Below are 13,682 nucleotides of genomic sequence, written 5' to 3' on the forward strand. Positions count from 1 at the left end.
CCTAGACTCTGCTGGTCACCGCCGACTTCAGGAGGCACCATGCCTGACGCGCCCGCCCTGCCGAGCTACGCCTCGGGAATCTCCGAGGTCCCGCTGCTCGGGGACACCATCGGGGACAACTTCGACCGGACGGTGGCCGCGTTCGGGGAGCGGGATGCCCTCGTCGACCGGACCGCCGGCCGCCGGTGGACCTACCGGGAACTGGCCGCCGAGGTGAACGCCCTGGCCCTCGGCCTGGTCGCGCAGGGCATCGGCAAGGGGGACCGGGTCGGGATCTGGTCGCCGAACCGGGCCGAGTGGACCTTCCTGCAGTACGCCACGGCCAAGATCGGCGCCATCCTCGTCAACATCAACCCCGCCTACCGGTCGCACGAGCTCGAGTACGTGCTCAACCAGGCCGGCATCCGGCTGCTCGTCGCCTCCGACAAGTTCAAGACGTCCGACTACCCGGCGATGGTCGACGAGGTGCGCGAGAAGTGCGCCGCGCTCGACCACGTCGTCATCCTGGGCACCGAAAGCTGGCAGGCGCTGATGGACGCCGGCTGGCAGGGCGACCCGGCGACGCTCGCCGAAAAGCAGGCCGCCCTCTCGGCCGACGACCCGATCAACATCCAGTACACCTCCGGGACCACCGGCTTCCCCAAGGGCGCCACGTTGTCCCACCACAACATCCTGAACAACGGCTACTTCGTCGGCGAGCTCTGCGGCTACACGGAGTTCGACAAGGTCTGCATCCCGGTGCCCTTCTACCACTGCTTCGGCATGGTGATGGGCAACCTCGCGTGCACCAGCCACGGCTCGTGCATGGTCATCCCGGCGCCGGCGTTCGACCCGAAAGCGACGCTCGAAGCGGTGTCGGCCGAGCAGTGCACGTCGCTCTACGGCGTGCCGACGATGTTCATCGCCGAGCTGAACCACCCCGACTTCGCGAGCTTCGACCTGTCGTCGCTGCGCACCGGCATCATGGCCGGCTCGCCGTGCCCGGTCGAGGTGATGAAGCAGGTCATCGACCGGATGGGCATGGGTGAGGTGTCGATCTGCTACGGCATGACCGAGACGTCGCCGGTGTCGACGCAGACCCGCGCGGACGACTCGATCGAGCGCCGCGTGTCGACCGTCGGGCGGGTCGGGCCGCACCTGGAGGTCAAGGTCGTCGACCCGGAGACCGGCCTGACGGTGCCGCGCGGCGAGCCGGGCGAGCTGTGCACGCGCGGGTATTCGGTGATGCTCGGGTACTGGGAGCAGCCGGACAAGACGGCCGAAGCGATCGACCGGGCGCGCTGGATGCACACGGGCGACCTGGCGATCATGGACGGCGACGGCTACCTCAACATCACCGGCCGCATCAAGGACATGGTCATCCGCGGCGGCGAAAACCTGTACCCGCGCGAGATCGAGGAGTTCCTCTACACGCACCCGGACATCCTCGACGCGCAGGTCATCGGCGTCCCGGACGAGAAGTACGGCGAAGAGCTGATGGCCTGGATCCGGATGCGCGAAGGCGCGGAGCCGTTGACCGCGGAGAAGGTGCGCGAGTTCTGCGAAGGCAAGCTGGCGCGCTACAAGGTGCCGCGGTACGTGCACGTCGTCGAGGAGTTCCCGATGACGGTGACGGGCAAGGTCCGCAAGGTCGAGATGCGCGAGAAGTCGATCAGCCTGCTGGGCCTGGAAAAGGCGGCGTCGGCCAAGCACGCCTAAACCGCGCGGGCCGTCCGGGCGTGGACCCTTCGCGACTTCGCGAAGGGAGGGCGAGTGATGATCATCCTCAGCTGGGATTGGTGAGCTGCTGAAAGCTCGTGAAGGCCGCTTGCGGGCGGCCTTCACGAGCGAGCGTCCTCAGGAGACCGCCGCGGCGGCCTCCGCGATCGCCTTCGCGTCCTCCTCGCCGAACGTGTCCTCCAAGTGCTCCGGCGAGTAGTCCAGGTCGATCTGCGCCACCGGCATCCCGCGCGCCGACTCGATCGCGCCCAGGCGCCGCTGCGCCCGGTCGGCCGCGTACTGGATGATCTCCTGCGGGTCGTTGTCGAACGGCAGTTCCTCGAACTGGTCCTGCACCCACTGGATCATGTTCAGCGCGTGCGGCAGCAGTTCGCCCATCCGCTGCTGGACCGCGTCCCACAGCGAGTCGTCCGCGGCGACGTGGCGGCGGCACGTGAACGTCCCCCACGCCATGTGGCGGCGCTCGTCGTCGCCGATGCGGCGGACCAGTTCCTGCATGCCCGGCAGGATGTCGTGCTGGGTGCAGATCAGCTGCCACGAGTAGTACCCCGTCAGCGCGAGGCTGCCCTCGATGACGTGGTTGTACGTCACGCTCGCACGGATCTGGTTGAGCGGGCTGGGATCGTCCTCCAGCGCCCGCAGCGACTGGGGTAGTTCTTCGTAGAACAGCTTGCGGTAGTGCGGGTTCTCGGCGACGTACGGGTGGAGGTCCTCGGTCAGCCCGACCGCGTCCATCCAGCGCCGGAACACTTCCGTGTGCTTGGCTTCCTCGAAGCAGAACTGCGTCAGGTACATCTCGTCGCCGAACCGGCCGGTCGCCGACATCGCCCGCATGAACGGCTGGATGTCCTCGGTGACGGCCTCTTCGCCGGCGATGAACTGCGCGACCAGGTACGTCGTCGAACGCTTCTGCTCGTCGTTGAGCGTGTCCCAGCCCTCGCGCTCGCGGCTGAAGTCGATGTCGGCCGGGTTCCAGAACTTCTTGTTGCCCTTGACGAACAGGCGCAGCGGGAACGAGTCCCAGTTCAGCCCGCCCTTGCGCAGCGAGGAGAAGCCGGTCCGCAGCTCGGAGAGGGTGTCGGTCATCGTGTCACTCCATTGTGGACGAATTGGCGGATGGCGGGTTCGAGCACGGCGGTGACGGCGTCGGCCGCCTCCGTCGCCGAGTGTGTCGGGAGCACCAGGTGCGACAGGGAAAGCCGCACGACGGTCTCCGCGAGCAAGGCGGCGGCTCCGGCCGAGAGCCCCGGTTCGAATTCGCGGTACTGCTCGGCGGCGAGGTCCGCGGCCGCGGTCAGGATCGGCTCGCCCCGGCTCGTGAGCAGCGGCAGCAGGTCCTCGCCCGCTTCGGTGCCGAGCGCCGCCGCGACCAGGCGGTTCTCCCGAGCGTGCTCGATCGTGTAGACGACGGCGTGGTGGATGCCCGCGAGCAGCCCGTCCGCCGTTTCGAACCGCTGCCGGATCCCGTCGAGGAACTCCGCCGCGGTCCGCAGCGCCACCGCCTGGGTCAGCGCCGCCTTGTTGCCGAACTCGTTGTAGACGGTCTGCCTGCTCACGCCCGCTTTTGCCGCGACATCGGCCATCCGCAGGCCCGCGCTACCGCGGTCCGGCAGCAGGTCGGCGGCGGCGTCGAGAAGCGCTTCCCGCAGGGACGCCTTCGTCCGGTCAGTGAAGCTGGTCACACCCTCACCTTGACACAAATGGGACTGCTGTCAAGACGCTGTACATAATCGGCTGATGTGTAAAACTGTCGGTGCCTCCGGCTAACGTGTCGGTCGTGGGCATCACGGTGGGGTTCGACCTCGACATGACACTGATCGACGCGCGGCCGGGCATGGCCGCGGCGATGAACGCGCTCGGCGCCGAATCCGGCCTGCCGCTGGACGGCGACGCGTTCGCGGCCAACCTCGGCCCGCCACTCGACGACATCCTGCGCGGCTTCGAAGCTCCGGAAGAACGCATCCCCGGGCTCGTCGACCGGTTCCGCGCGATGTACCCCGAAGTGGTCGTGCCGAGCACGGTCGCGCTACCGGGCGCGGTCGAGTCGCTCCGGGCGGTGCGGGCCGCGGGCGGGCGCACGCTGGTCGTCACCGGCAAGTACGGGCCCAACGCGCAACTGCACGTGGACGCGCTCGGCTTGGACGTCGACGAAGTCGTCGGCGAGCTGTGGTCGACGCGGAAGGCCGAGGCGCTCTTGGCGCACGACGCGCGCGTGTATGTCGGAGATCACGCGGGTGACATCCGCGGCGCGCTGGCCGCCGGGGCGATCGCGGTCGGCGTCACCACCGGGCCGTGCGACCGCACGCTCCTGCTGAGCGAAGGAGCGGAGGTGGTGTTCGACTCGCTGACGGAGTTCCCGGAGTGGTTCGAGAAGACGTTCGCGGCCGTACCTTAGTTCTTGGCGCGTGCCTCGCGGACCAGCGCGATCAAGCCCAGCAGGAGGCCCAGGGGCGTGACGACACCGGCGCCGACGGACAGCCAGATCGGCAGGTTCTCGAGGCCGGCGGCGAACAGGATGAACACGGTGAGCACCGCGAGCATGCCGATGCCGAACAAGCCGATGCCGACGCGCATCAGGAACGGTTTGCCGGTGGCGGCCACGGCGGCCTCCTTCGTCGCCTTACTCATGGAGCAGAGGGTATCCGGCGGTATCGACTTCTCCCCAGGGCATGTGGCGAGATACCCTTTACCCAGCGCGCCCTGGGTACGCCCCCGGGCGCGTTCGTCGTGAGCGGGACACAGAAGGACTGGTGAGGGAAGTGCCGACCGGCAAGGTCAAGTGGTACGACGCGGAGAAGGGGTTCGGGTTCGTCACGCAGGACGGTGGCGCCGACGTCTACATTCGCAAGGCCGCGCTGCCGCAGGGCGTCGAGGGGCTCAAAGCCGGGCAGCGGCTGGAGTTCGGCGTCGCCGACGGCCGTCGCGGGCCGCAGGCGCTCTCCGTCCGGCTGCTCGACCCGCCGCCGTCCGTCGCCGAGGCGCGCCGTCGCCCCGCGGAGGAGCTGCACGGCCTGATCGAGGACATGATCAAGCTCCTCGAGCTGAAGGTGCAGCCGGACCTGCGGCGCAACCGCTACCCGGACCGCAAGCACACCAAGCAGATCGCCGAGATCATGCGCGCGGTCGCCCGGGACATCGATCCCTAAAGCAGATCCCTACGCCTCCAGGCGCAGGCCCCAGACGTCGCTGGGCAGCAGGCCCGACTCGCCGGTGCTCGAGTTGAGCACGGCCGTGTACTTCTGCACGTCCACCGCGGAAATGCGGTCGGCGGGCGTCGGCGGCGTCACGGTGTAGGCGTAGCGGTCCAGCGACGTGAACGGGATCGGGTCGCTCTGCTTGTACTCGCCCTGCGGGGTCACGTACTCGTAGACGATCTGCCACGGCGCTTCGGCGACCTCGCCGGGCACGGAGATCTGCACGGGCTTGCCCGGGCGGACCTTCAGCGTGCGCGTGTCGCCCTTGGCGCTGCACGGCTGCGCGAGCTGCTGGGAGTAGTCGCACGAGAGCACCGGCGTGGTGTTGATCGTGTGGCCGTCGGCGTAGAACGTGACCTCGGCCGGGCCGGGTGCCGAGCAGCCGGCCACCGCGAACCCACCGGCCGCAAGCAGGGCCACCACCCGGGAACGTCGCATGGTTCCGGAGCCTACCGGCGGGGTGCCGGGTCCCTGGGCAGGCCCTGGGCCGGGAAGCTGCCGGTCGGCTCGGGGCGCAGCGGCCGGTCGCCGCCGAGGCCCGGCACGAGCGAACCGCCGCGGCGCACCAGGTAAGTCTGCGTGAGGCCGACGGCCAGCACGATCGTGATCACCAGGAAGCCGATCCAGTACGTCGGCGGCAGCAGCAGGCCGACCGCGCCGCCCAGGCACCAGGCCAGCTGCAGCACGGTCTCCGAGCGGCCGAACGCCGACGCGCGCGACTCCTCGGGCAGGTCTTCCTGGATGACGGCGTCGAGGCTGATCTTGGCGAGCGCGCTGGCCGTCGCGCCGATCAGGCCGACGATCGCGGCCGTCGCGAGGCCGGGCAGGATCGTCGCGACCAGCGCGGCGAGCACGCAGCCCGCCACGCACCCGACGATCACCTGGTCGGGGCTGCCGAAGTGCAGGCGCGAGCCCAGCGCGTTGCCGAGGAAACCGCCGGCGCCCGCCGCGGCGCCGATCACGCCGAGCAGCAGCAGCTGCATGAACGGCGTCTGCCCGCTGCCTTCGGTCTGGGCCTTGACCGCGAACGCGGCGAACATCATGAGGAAGCCGGTGAGGACGCGCACCGAGCCGTTGCCCCACAGGGCTACGACGATGTGGCGCCCCAGCGGCTGGCGGCGCTTCTTCTCGGTCGGGTGCGCGGAAAGCGACGTCGGGACCTCGCCCTCGGTCGCCTCCACCCAGGCCGGGATCCGCATCGACTGCACGGCGGCGGCGACGCAGATCAGCGCCGTGAACCACAGCGCGCCCGCCGACCCGGAGATCGCGTTGATGCCGCTGGCCAGCGCGCCGAACGCGCCCGCGGCGACCAGGCCGAACGTCGTCAGCCGGGCGTTCGTCTTGGAGAGCGTGATCTCCGACGGCAGCACCCGGGGCGTCACGGCGGCCTTGAGCACGGTGAACGACTTGGACAGCACCATCATCCCGAGCGCGGCCGGGTAGAGCAGCCAGTCGTCGAAGTGCAGCGCCATCACGACGGCCATCAGCCCCTGGCCGACCGACGACGCGCACATCGCCAGCCGCCGGCCGCGCTGCACGCGGTCGAGCGCCGGCCCGATCACCGGCGCGACCAGCGCGAACGGCGCGATCGTGATGAGCAGGTAGAGCGCGACCTTGCCCTTGCTCTCACCGCTGGTCGCGGCGAAGAAGAGGGTGTTGGCCAGCGCGATCGCCATCGCCGCGTCGCTGGCGTAGTTCAGCATCACGGCGTAGGTCAGCGAGGTCAGGCCGGACTTTTCGGCGCCGTCGGCCTTCGTCGCGCGCTGGAAGGCGCCGACGGCCTGGCCGGTCAGCTGCCGGCTGCGCATCGCCGCGACCCGCGTGACGGTGATCTTCTTCGGCAGCTTCGGCGTGCCACCCGGCGTCCGCGGTTCTTCCCGCGGCGGCAGGGGCTGGGCTGCCGGCTCCGGCGGGCGCGGCTCGCCCGCGTAGCCGCCGGTGTCGTAGTGCTCGTACTCACCGCTGCCGGGGCGGCGTTCGCCCTGGTAGAAGCCGGGCGGCTCGCGGCGGACCGGCTCGGTGCGGTTCGGGTCGTGCGGCGGGTACGGCCGCGCGCCGCGTGGTGGCGGGGGTGGCGGCCGGTGCCCGGTGGGCGCGGCGGCGGTCGGGGCCTCGTTCGCGTCGTAGTACGCGGCGCGCGGCGGGCCGTCGTAGTACTCGCCTCGCGACGGCGCGGGCCGTTCGACGCGGGTGGGCGGCGGGGCGCTGCGGTGCTCGACGCGGGTCGGCTGCGGCGCGACGGCTTCCCGCCACGGCTTGGCCTGGCCGGCGCCCGGCTCCGGCGTCCAGCGTCGCTTCGACTTCCGGCCGCGCGGCTGCGAGCCGGAGCCGTCGGAGCGGGAGCCGAAGAGTGCCACGTCTCAATCCTGCCTTACCGGGGGTCGGTTCCGCCTGCTCATCCGTGCTTTACGCGTTCTTCGGGACGAACCTCACCCGGAACGTGACCGGCCACTGCTTCCCGGTGAGCAGATATTCGTCGGTGCCGGGAACGGCCGCTATGCCATTGAGGACGTCCTCGGCGCCGGTTGCGTTCACCTGAGCACGCAGCTGACCTGCGTCGATCGTCCCGGTGACGTGCCCGGTGGCAGCGTCGATCCGCAGGACGGTGTCGGTGTGCCAAACGTTTGCGTAGACGTCGCCGCCAACGCATTCGAGCTCGTTGAGCTGGTCGCGTCCGACGTCGACGCTCCCGGTGACGGCGAAGGTCGCCGGGTCGCGGAAGGTGAGCTTGGACGAGCCGTTGCTCATCACGAGCCGGCCGTTCTCCTGGTGGCAGAGGCCCCAGCCTTCGCCGTCGTACTTGACGCGACGCAGCTCGGCGAGGGTTTTGGCGTCGCGTTCGATGGCGACGCCGTCCTGCCAGGTGAGCTGCCAGAGCTTCGGCCCGAGGACGGTGACGCCTTCGCCGAAGAGCGGAGCGGGGAGGGTGGCTTTGGTGGTGGGCGGGCCGCCGGGCGGGCCCGCGGTGAGCGTCGACTGCCCGGCGAGGCCGGTGCTCTCGTAGAGGGTGTCGCCGGCGAACTCGAGGCCTTCGGTGAAGGCGGTGGGGTCGTGCGGCAGGGTCGTGACGACCTGGACGGTGAGCTGTTCGGGGGCGGTCTCCTGGGCGGGGGCGGCGGCACAGCCGCTCAGCGCGGCGGCTGCCAGCAGGGTGGTGACGATCGGCGTGCGCACGATGAACAGCCTGGCACGGGCGCCGGGGAGGCGTGCGGCACAATTGGCCGCATGACGCTGCTGCTGACCCTCGACGACGGTTCCGTGCAGCGCAAGCTCGCCGATGCGGTGGAGTTCGCGCGCGCGGCGGTGCTCGAAGAAACCCCCGAGGAGCAGATCGGCACCCACGTGGGTGTCACGCGCGAGGACGCGGTCACGGCGAGTCACCTGTTCGAGGCCCAGGTCCCCGGGTACCGCGGCTGGCGCTGGTCGGTGACGGTGGCCCTGGCTGGCGACGACGAGCCGGTGACGGTCAGCGAGGTCGTCCTGGTGCCGGGCCCGTCGGCGCTGATCGCCCCGGCGTGGGTGCCGTGGGAGCGCCGGGTCCGCGCGGGCGACCTGGGCGTCGGCGACATCTTCCCGACGGACGAGAACGACCCCCGCCTGGCCCCGGCGTACCTGCAGTCGGACGACCCGGCGGTGGAGGAGGTCTCGCGCGAAGCGGGCCTGGGCCGGGTCCACGTGTTGTCCCGCTTCGGCCGCACGGAGGCAGCGGCGCGTTGGCACGGCGGCGAGTTCGGCCCCCGGTCGGACATGGCCCGCAGCGCCCCGGACGTGTGCGGGACGTGCGGGTTCTTCGTGCCGCTGGCGGGTTCGTTGCGCGGGGTGTTCGGGGTGTGCAGCAACGACATCGCCCCGGCGGACGGGCATGTGGTGGACGTCGAGTACGGGTGTGGAGCGCACTCGGAGGTCGAGGTCGAGGTGACTTCGTCGGTCCCGGTGGCGGAGCTGGTTTACGACGATTCGTTGTTGGACTTCACGCCGGTTCCGTCGGAGGTGACGGAGACAGCGGCGGCCGAGCCGGAGACGGCGGTCGCGGAGTCGGATGTGTCGCCGGCGGAGGTGGAGCTGGACCTCGCAACCGAGGCGGCTGAGGTTGCTGCCGAGCCTGAGGCAGTGCAGGTCGAGGTGGCGGATGCGGTTGCGGCTGACGGGGAGTCGGCGCAGACGGTTGCGGCCGAGCCTGAGTCGGCCCAGACCGAGGCTGTCGGCGTGGTTGCGGAGCCGATCGCGGTTGAGGAGGAGTCGGCGCAGGCGGAAGCGGCCGGCGTGGTTGGCGAACCGGAAGCGGCTGAGGCGGCCAGCGCGATCGCCGAGCCGGAGGCTGCGACTGCCGAGCCCGAATCAGCGCAGGTGGAAGCTCCCGTTGCCGCCGGAACCGAGCTGGCCGAGGCCGCGCAGACCGATGTGGCGGAGGAGCGGGCCGAGGTTGCGACCGCCGAGCCGGTCGCGGCGGAGACCGATGCGGTTGCTGAGCCGCAGGCAGCGGTGACGGAGCCCGAGCACACTGCCGCGGCCGTTACGGATGCCGAGCCGGAGGCTGCGGCTGCCGAGCCCGAATCGGCGCAGGTCGAAGCGCCCGTTGCAGCCGGGGCCGCGCAGACCGACGTGGCGGAGGAGCCGGTCGAGGTCGGGTCGCCGCAGGCCGAGGTGGCTGCTGCCGAGGGCGCAGCGGAGTCCGAGCCGGTCGCGGCGCAGGCCGATGCGGTTGCTGAGCCACAGGCAGCGGCGACGGAGCCCGAGCACAGTGGCGCGGCCGTTGCCGATGCCGAGCCAGAGGCGGCCGAGGTTGCCGCGCCGGTGGAGGCTGAGCCGGCTCAAGCCGATGCAACTGCCCAGCCGGAAGCGGCCGAGGCTCCCGTCGAGACTGATGTTCCCGAGCCGGCCGAGGCGGAGCCCACGCAGGCTGAGGTGACCGATGCGGTTGCCGAGCCCGCCGCCGTTGAGTCCGCTACGGGTGAATCGGCCCAAGGCGACGTTGTGGCGGGCGGGCCGGTTGCGGCCGAGCCGTCCCAGGCTGAGGTGGCGGAGCCCGCGGTGGTTGAGTCCGGCGCGGGTGAACTGGCGCAGGGTGACGCTGCGGCCGGCGAGCCGGTTGTGCCTGAGCCGACTCAGGCTGAGGTGACCGATGCGGTTGCCGAGACTGCCGTGGCCGAGCCGAGCCAGGCTGAGGTGACCGGGCCGGAGGCCGGTGAGTCTCCGGCGGGTGAATCGGCGCCGGGTGATGTTGCGGTGGGTGGGCCTGCCGTTGCTGAGTCGGAGGCCGGTGGAACTGCGGTCGGTGAGTCGGCACCCCTGCAGGGTGATGTTGCTGCGGCTGAGCCGGGCCAGGGTGAGGTGACTGCCGCGGAGGTCGGTGAGTCTGCTTCGGCGCCGGGCGATTTTGCTGCGGGTGAGCCCGCTGGTGCTGAGCTGAGCCAGGCTGAGGTGACCGACGCGGTTGCCGAGCCGGCTGCGGGTGAGGCTGAGCCTGTCGAGGAGCTGCCTGCCGCTGCCCTCACCGACTCTGTGGTCACCGAGACGGGTGAACCGGTTGCCGCTGATGGGAGCGAAACTGGTCTGACCACGGTGCCTGGTGAGGTGGCGTCTGCTCAGCACGATGCCGTTGAGGCGGAGCCCCACCAGGCCGGGGCCGGTGAGGGTGAGTCCGCGCCGACCGATGCGGACGCTGCTGATGAGGCTCAAGCTCGGATCGATACCCCTGGTGAAGCCGCTCGTGAGCAGCGGGATCTCTGATCTCGACGGGGCCGCCGGTGATCCTTTTGGTACCGCGCGGCTCCGTGAGTCCACCCTGCGCGCCTGGCGGGACTCGCCCACGAGGCTGACCGAGGACACCAACGTCGAGCGGGATTTGCGCGTTGGGGCCTATCGGGATCGGCTCTTCGTCGAGCTTGCCCAGAATGCCGCCGATGCCGCCATGGCGCAGGGGACGCCTGGGAAGATCCGGGTGTCCCTTGTGGATCGGGAACTTCGGTTCGCCAACACCGGTGCTCCCCTCGACGCCAGGGGTGTTGCCTCCCTTGCCTCGCTGCGGGCCTCCGGTAAGACCGGTGACACAGTTGGGCGCTTCGGTGTTGGTTTTGCCGCTGTTCGCACCGTTTCCGATGCGCCCACCGTGGTTTCGACGAGCGGTGGGGTCCTCTTCTCCTCCGAGAAGACTCGTGAAGCCGTGGGAACCGAAGGCGAGGTTCCTGTTCTCCGGCTGCCCTGGCCGGTGACGGCTGAGGTTCCGGAAGGCTTTGACACCGAAGTTCGGCTGCCGCTCAGGGATGACGTCGACGGGCGGGCTCTGCTCGATCAGCTTGCCGAGGACATCGGCGATCTTCTTCTTGCCCTGCCGTGGTTGAACGAGGCCGATGTGGACGGTCGCGTTTGGACTCGGCAGGACCACGGTGATGTTGTCGAGATTCGGGGTCCGGGAAGGGAAACCCGGTGGCTGACTCATCGTGGCGACGTCGTCTGGGCTGTTCCGGTTGACCAGCACGGTCTTCCGAAGCCTCTCGACGAAGACGTTCTCCACGCTCCCACCCCGACCGACGACGGGCTTTCGCTGCCCGCAAGACTTCTTGCTTCCGTTCCGGTCGAACCGTCGCGTCGTCGGGCGCTTCCCGGGGCTGAGCTGACCGCCTCGCTCAAGAACGCCGCTGCCGAGTACGTGCAGCTGGTGAGGTTGCTGCCGGCTGAACAGCGGTTCGCGCTCGTGCCCGCGCCCGGGTTTCCGAAGTCTACTGTGGACGCACAGCTGCGCGACGAAGTCGTCGCCAGCCTCAGCGTCGAACCTTGGCTGTCCACTCAGGATGGTCGTGACGTCGCCGGTAGGCAGGCGAAAGTTCTCGACGTCGATGTCGAGGGGCTTCCTGAGCTCATCGCTGACGTCGTTCCAGGGCTGATCAAGGGCGCCGCGCCGGCCAGTGTGCTGAAAGCCGTTGCCGTTCAAGTGATCAGCATCGAAGAGGTGCTGGAAACGCTTACCGGCACCGACCGGGAACCGACCTGGTGGCACGACGTCTACGCGGCGCTCGCCAAGGCTGTCGAGTCTCACGCGCTCGCGAGTGAGAGGCTGGATGGCCTGCCCGTTCCGCTCTCCGACGGCCGGACGTTGCCTGGGGCGCGAGGGTGTCTGCTCGTCGAGGGCTCGGCTGAGCTGCTCGAACTGCTGTCCGATGTGGACATTCCTGGGCTGCGACTGGTGCACCCCGTCGCGTCGCATCCGCTGCTGGAACGGTTGGGTGCCAAGCAGGCTGACGCCCGTGAGCTGCTCAATGCCGATCAGCTTCGCGACGCCGTCGAGCGAAGTGTTGAGGACGTCCGGTCCGGATTGGACGGTACAACTCTCGCGGGTGCCGTTCTTCGACTGATCGCCGACTGGGGGGACGACGCCCCGCGTTGGGTTGGCGCTCTAGCCCTGCCTGCCACCGACGCCTGGCGACGCGCCGACGAACTGGTGCTGCCGACGTCGCCGCTGCTGGACGTCTTCGACGAAGAAGTCTTCGAGGAAGACGGCGCGCTCGACGTCCTCGACGAGGACTTCGCCGAGGACTGGCCGCAAAGCACACTCGAAGCTGCCGGGGTGCTCGACTCGTTCGCGCTCGTCGTCGATGACGAACCGCACGAACCCGACCACGATCTGCCCGACGAGGAAGCCTGGTGGGACTCGCTATCCGAGCCGCCGTCAACACTCGTCGCAGTCCGGGACCTCGACCTCGTTGCCGATGACTCCTGGCCCGCAGCCCTGCGGCTGCTTGCCGCGCGGCCCGAGACCTGGCATGCCCTGCGTGCGCCGCAGGGGCATGCGCGGTGGTGGATCGCGCAGTACGCCGTGCTCGGGGGGCTCGCGCCGAACGAATGGCGGCTGGCCGGCGCCGATCTGGCCGGTCTTTACGACGAGGTTCCGGACCTCGGCCTGAGCGAAGATCTTCTGCGGGCAGCGGGTGTGCGGACCGACCTCGGCCTGTCCAGTGTGGACGAGGCCGCCGACGTCCTGAAGCGGCTCGGGGATCCGGATCGGACGGTCTCGCCCGGACTGGCCACCCGCGCCTACGACGCCGTCGTCGAGTCCGGGTTCGAACCTGAGCCGCCAGAAGGTGTTCGGGCCGCCGATGGGTCCGTTGTGGACGGTGCACTCGTCCTCGACGTGCCGTGGGTTGCCGGGGCCTTGGCGCCCGACCAGTACCTCGTCGCCCCGGAAGACGCTGACCGGTTGGCCACGCTGCTCGACCTCCCGCTCGCCAGCACCGAAGATGCCCAGGTCACCAGCGAAGGCGAGTACGCGCCGTGGGCCGAGCTGCCCGCGTTGAAGCTCGTCGCGGACCAGCTGGGCGTCCGGCTGCCCGAGGGCGGTGTCCTGGTGCACGACCCGCTCACCGTGCGGATCCAGGGCGGCGAGCACGACGTCCAGTGGTGGTCCGACGGCCGGCTGCACGCGGCCGACACCTCGGAAGGCCTGGCCCGCGCGTTCGCCTGGGCGGCCGGCCGCTGGCCGGACCGGCACCTCATCACGGCGCTCCTCGACGACCCCTCGCCGCGGACCCTGCTGGCTTAGAGCCGCTGGGCCGACTTCGAGCCCCGGCGGGCGGCGGCGCGCTGCCAGCCGATGATCGCCAGGCCGACGAACCCGAGCACGAACCCGGACAGCGCCGTCTGCACCCACAGCCCCGAAGTCGTGAAGAAGAGCACCACCAGCGCGACAGCCCAGATCGAGGTGCCTACGATCACCACCGGCGTCAGGTCGGTCAGCCTCTTGGGCAGCTCCGGCGTGTGCCGCAACGAGCCCGT

12 protein-coding genes are annotated in these 13,682 nt (G+C 70.2%); 5 read left to right on the forward strand and 7 right to left on the reverse strand.

Going from position 1 to position 13,682, the window contains the following annotated elements; genetic code table 11:
- Window positions 1-39: 39 nt before the first annotated feature.
- On the forward strand, window positions 40-1,698 hold the full coding sequence (locus ACERZO_RS35730; protein WP_372670296.1) for an AMP-binding protein: 1,659 nt from the start codon (window positions 40-42) through the stop codon (window positions 1,696-1,698).
- A 138-nt stretch (window positions 1,699-1,836) separates the two neighbouring features.
- Here ACERZO_RS35730 and ACERZO_RS35735 read toward each other — a convergent pair whose 3' ends face one another.
- Both ACERZO_RS35735 and ACERZO_RS35740 read right to left on the reverse strand, forming a co-directional pair.
- Window positions 1,837-2,805 carry a R2-like ligand-binding oxidase gene (locus ACERZO_RS35735; protein WP_372670297.1) on the reverse strand — a complete coding sequence of 323 codons (969 nt, stop codon included), beginning with the start codon at window positions 2,803-2,805 and terminating at the stop codon, window positions 1,837-1,839.
- On the reverse strand, window positions 2,802-3,401 hold the full coding sequence (locus ACERZO_RS35740) for a TetR/AcrR family transcriptional regulator (RefSeq protein ID WP_372670298.1): 600 nt from the start codon (window positions 3,399-3,401) through the stop codon (window positions 2,802-2,804). The genes ACERZO_RS35735 and ACERZO_RS35740 overlap by 4 nt, the downstream gene beginning before the upstream one ends.
- Window positions 3,402-3,496: 95 nt before the next feature.
- Here ACERZO_RS35740 and ACERZO_RS35745 point away from each other — a divergent pair, with 95 nt between their 5' ends.
- Window positions 3,497-4,114 (forward strand): HAD family hydrolase, encoded by a 618-nt coding sequence (locus ACERZO_RS35745; RefSeq protein ID WP_372670299.1) that lies wholly within the window; start codon window positions 3,497-3,499, stop codon window positions 4,112-4,114.
- Here ACERZO_RS35745 and ACERZO_RS35750 read toward each other — a convergent pair.
- A complete protein-coding gene (locus ACERZO_RS35750) occupies window positions 4,111-4,347 on the reverse strand; it encodes a hypothetical protein (protein WP_372670300.1) in 237 nt (78 codons plus the stop codon). The two genes, ACERZO_RS35745 and ACERZO_RS35750, sit on opposite strands and share 4 nt — an antisense overlap.
- A 131-nt stretch (window positions 4,348-4,478) precedes the next feature.
- On the opposite strand from ACERZO_RS35750, the gene ACERZO_RS35755 reads away from it, so the two are divergent.
- Window positions 4,479-4,865, forward strand: coding sequence for a cold-shock protein (locus ACERZO_RS35755; protein WP_013230216.1), 387 nt, complete (start codon window positions 4,479-4,481; stop codon window positions 4,863-4,865).
- A gap of 9 nt (window positions 4,866-4,874) precedes the next feature.
- On the opposite strand, the gene ACERZO_RS35760 is transcribed toward ACERZO_RS35755, so the two are convergent.
- From ACERZO_RS35760 to ACERZO_RS35770, 3 genes are read right to left on the reverse strand one after another with little or no spacing between them, the layout of a single operon-like run.
- Entirely contained in the window at window positions 4,875-5,351 is a 477-nt protein-coding gene (locus ACERZO_RS35760) for a DUF2771 family protein (protein WP_372670301.1), read from the reverse strand.
- A gap of 11 nt (window positions 5,352-5,362) precedes the next feature.
- Window positions 5,363-7,270: an MFS transporter gene (locus ACERZO_RS35765; protein WP_372670302.1), complete on the reverse strand. Its 1,908-nt coding sequence runs from the start codon at window positions 7,268-7,270 to the stop codon at window positions 5,363-5,365.
- A 49-nt stretch (window positions 7,271-7,319) separates the two neighbouring features.
- Window positions 7,320-8,087 (reverse strand): glutaminyl-peptide cyclotransferase, encoded by a 768-nt coding sequence (locus ACERZO_RS35770; protein ID WP_372670303.1) that lies wholly within the window; start codon window positions 8,085-8,087, stop codon window positions 7,320-7,322.
- A 51-nt stretch (window positions 8,088-8,138) separates the two neighbouring features.
- Between ACERZO_RS35770 and ACERZO_RS35775 the strand changes: the two genes are divergently transcribed.
- Complete coding sequence (locus ACERZO_RS35775; protein ID WP_372670304.1) at window positions 8,139-10,643, forward strand: DUF3027 domain-containing protein; 2,505 nt, start codon at window positions 8,139-8,141, stop codon at window positions 10,641-10,643.
- A complete protein-coding gene (locus ACERZO_RS35780; protein ID WP_372670305.1) occupies window positions 10,567-13,449 on the forward strand; it encodes a sacsin N-terminal ATP-binding-like domain-containing protein in 2,883 nt (960 codons plus the stop codon). The genes ACERZO_RS35775 and ACERZO_RS35780 overlap by 77 nt, the downstream gene beginning before the upstream one ends.
- Here ACERZO_RS35780 and ACERZO_RS35785 read toward each other — a convergent pair.
- Window positions 13,446-13,673 carry a DUF2530 domain-containing protein gene (locus ACERZO_RS35785; RefSeq protein ID WP_155544164.1) on the reverse strand — a complete coding sequence of 76 codons (228 nt, stop codon included), beginning with the start codon at window positions 13,671-13,673 and terminating at the stop codon, window positions 13,446-13,448. The genes ACERZO_RS35780 and ACERZO_RS35785 overlap by 4 nt on opposite strands.
- Window positions 13,674-13,682: the final 9 nt, after the last annotated feature.

The sequence above is a fragment of the Amycolatopsis kentuckyensis genome, assembly GCF_041679295.1.
Lineage (GTDB): Bacteria > Actinomycetota > Actinomycetes > Mycobacteriales > Pseudonocardiaceae > Amycolatopsis > Amycolatopsis kentuckyensis_A.

Coding starts and splice junctions, on each gene's coding strand:
- ACERZO_RS35730 (WP_372670296.1), top strand. CDS start 40: ATGCCTGACGCGCCCGCCCTGCCGAGCTACGCCTCGGGAATCTCCGAG.
- ACERZO_RS35735 (WP_372670297.1), bottom strand. CDS start 2,805: ATGACCGACACCCTCTCCGAGCTGCGGACCGGCTTCTCCTCGCTGCGC.
- ACERZO_RS35750 (WP_372670300.1), bottom strand. CDS start 4,347: ATGAGTAAGGCGACGAAGGAGGCCGCCGTGGCCGCCACCGGCAAACCG.
- ACERZO_RS35760 (WP_372670301.1), bottom strand. CDS start 5,351: ATGCGACGTTCCCGGGTGGTGGCCCTGCTTGCGGCCGGTGGGTTCGCG.
- ACERZO_RS35775 (WP_372670304.1), top strand. CDS start 8,139: ATGACGCTGCTGCTGACCCTCGACGACGGTTCCGTGCAGCGCAAGCTC.
- ACERZO_RS35780 (WP_372670305.1), top strand. CDS start 10,567: ATGCGGACGCTGCTGATGAGGCTCAAGCTCGGATCGATACCCCTGGTG.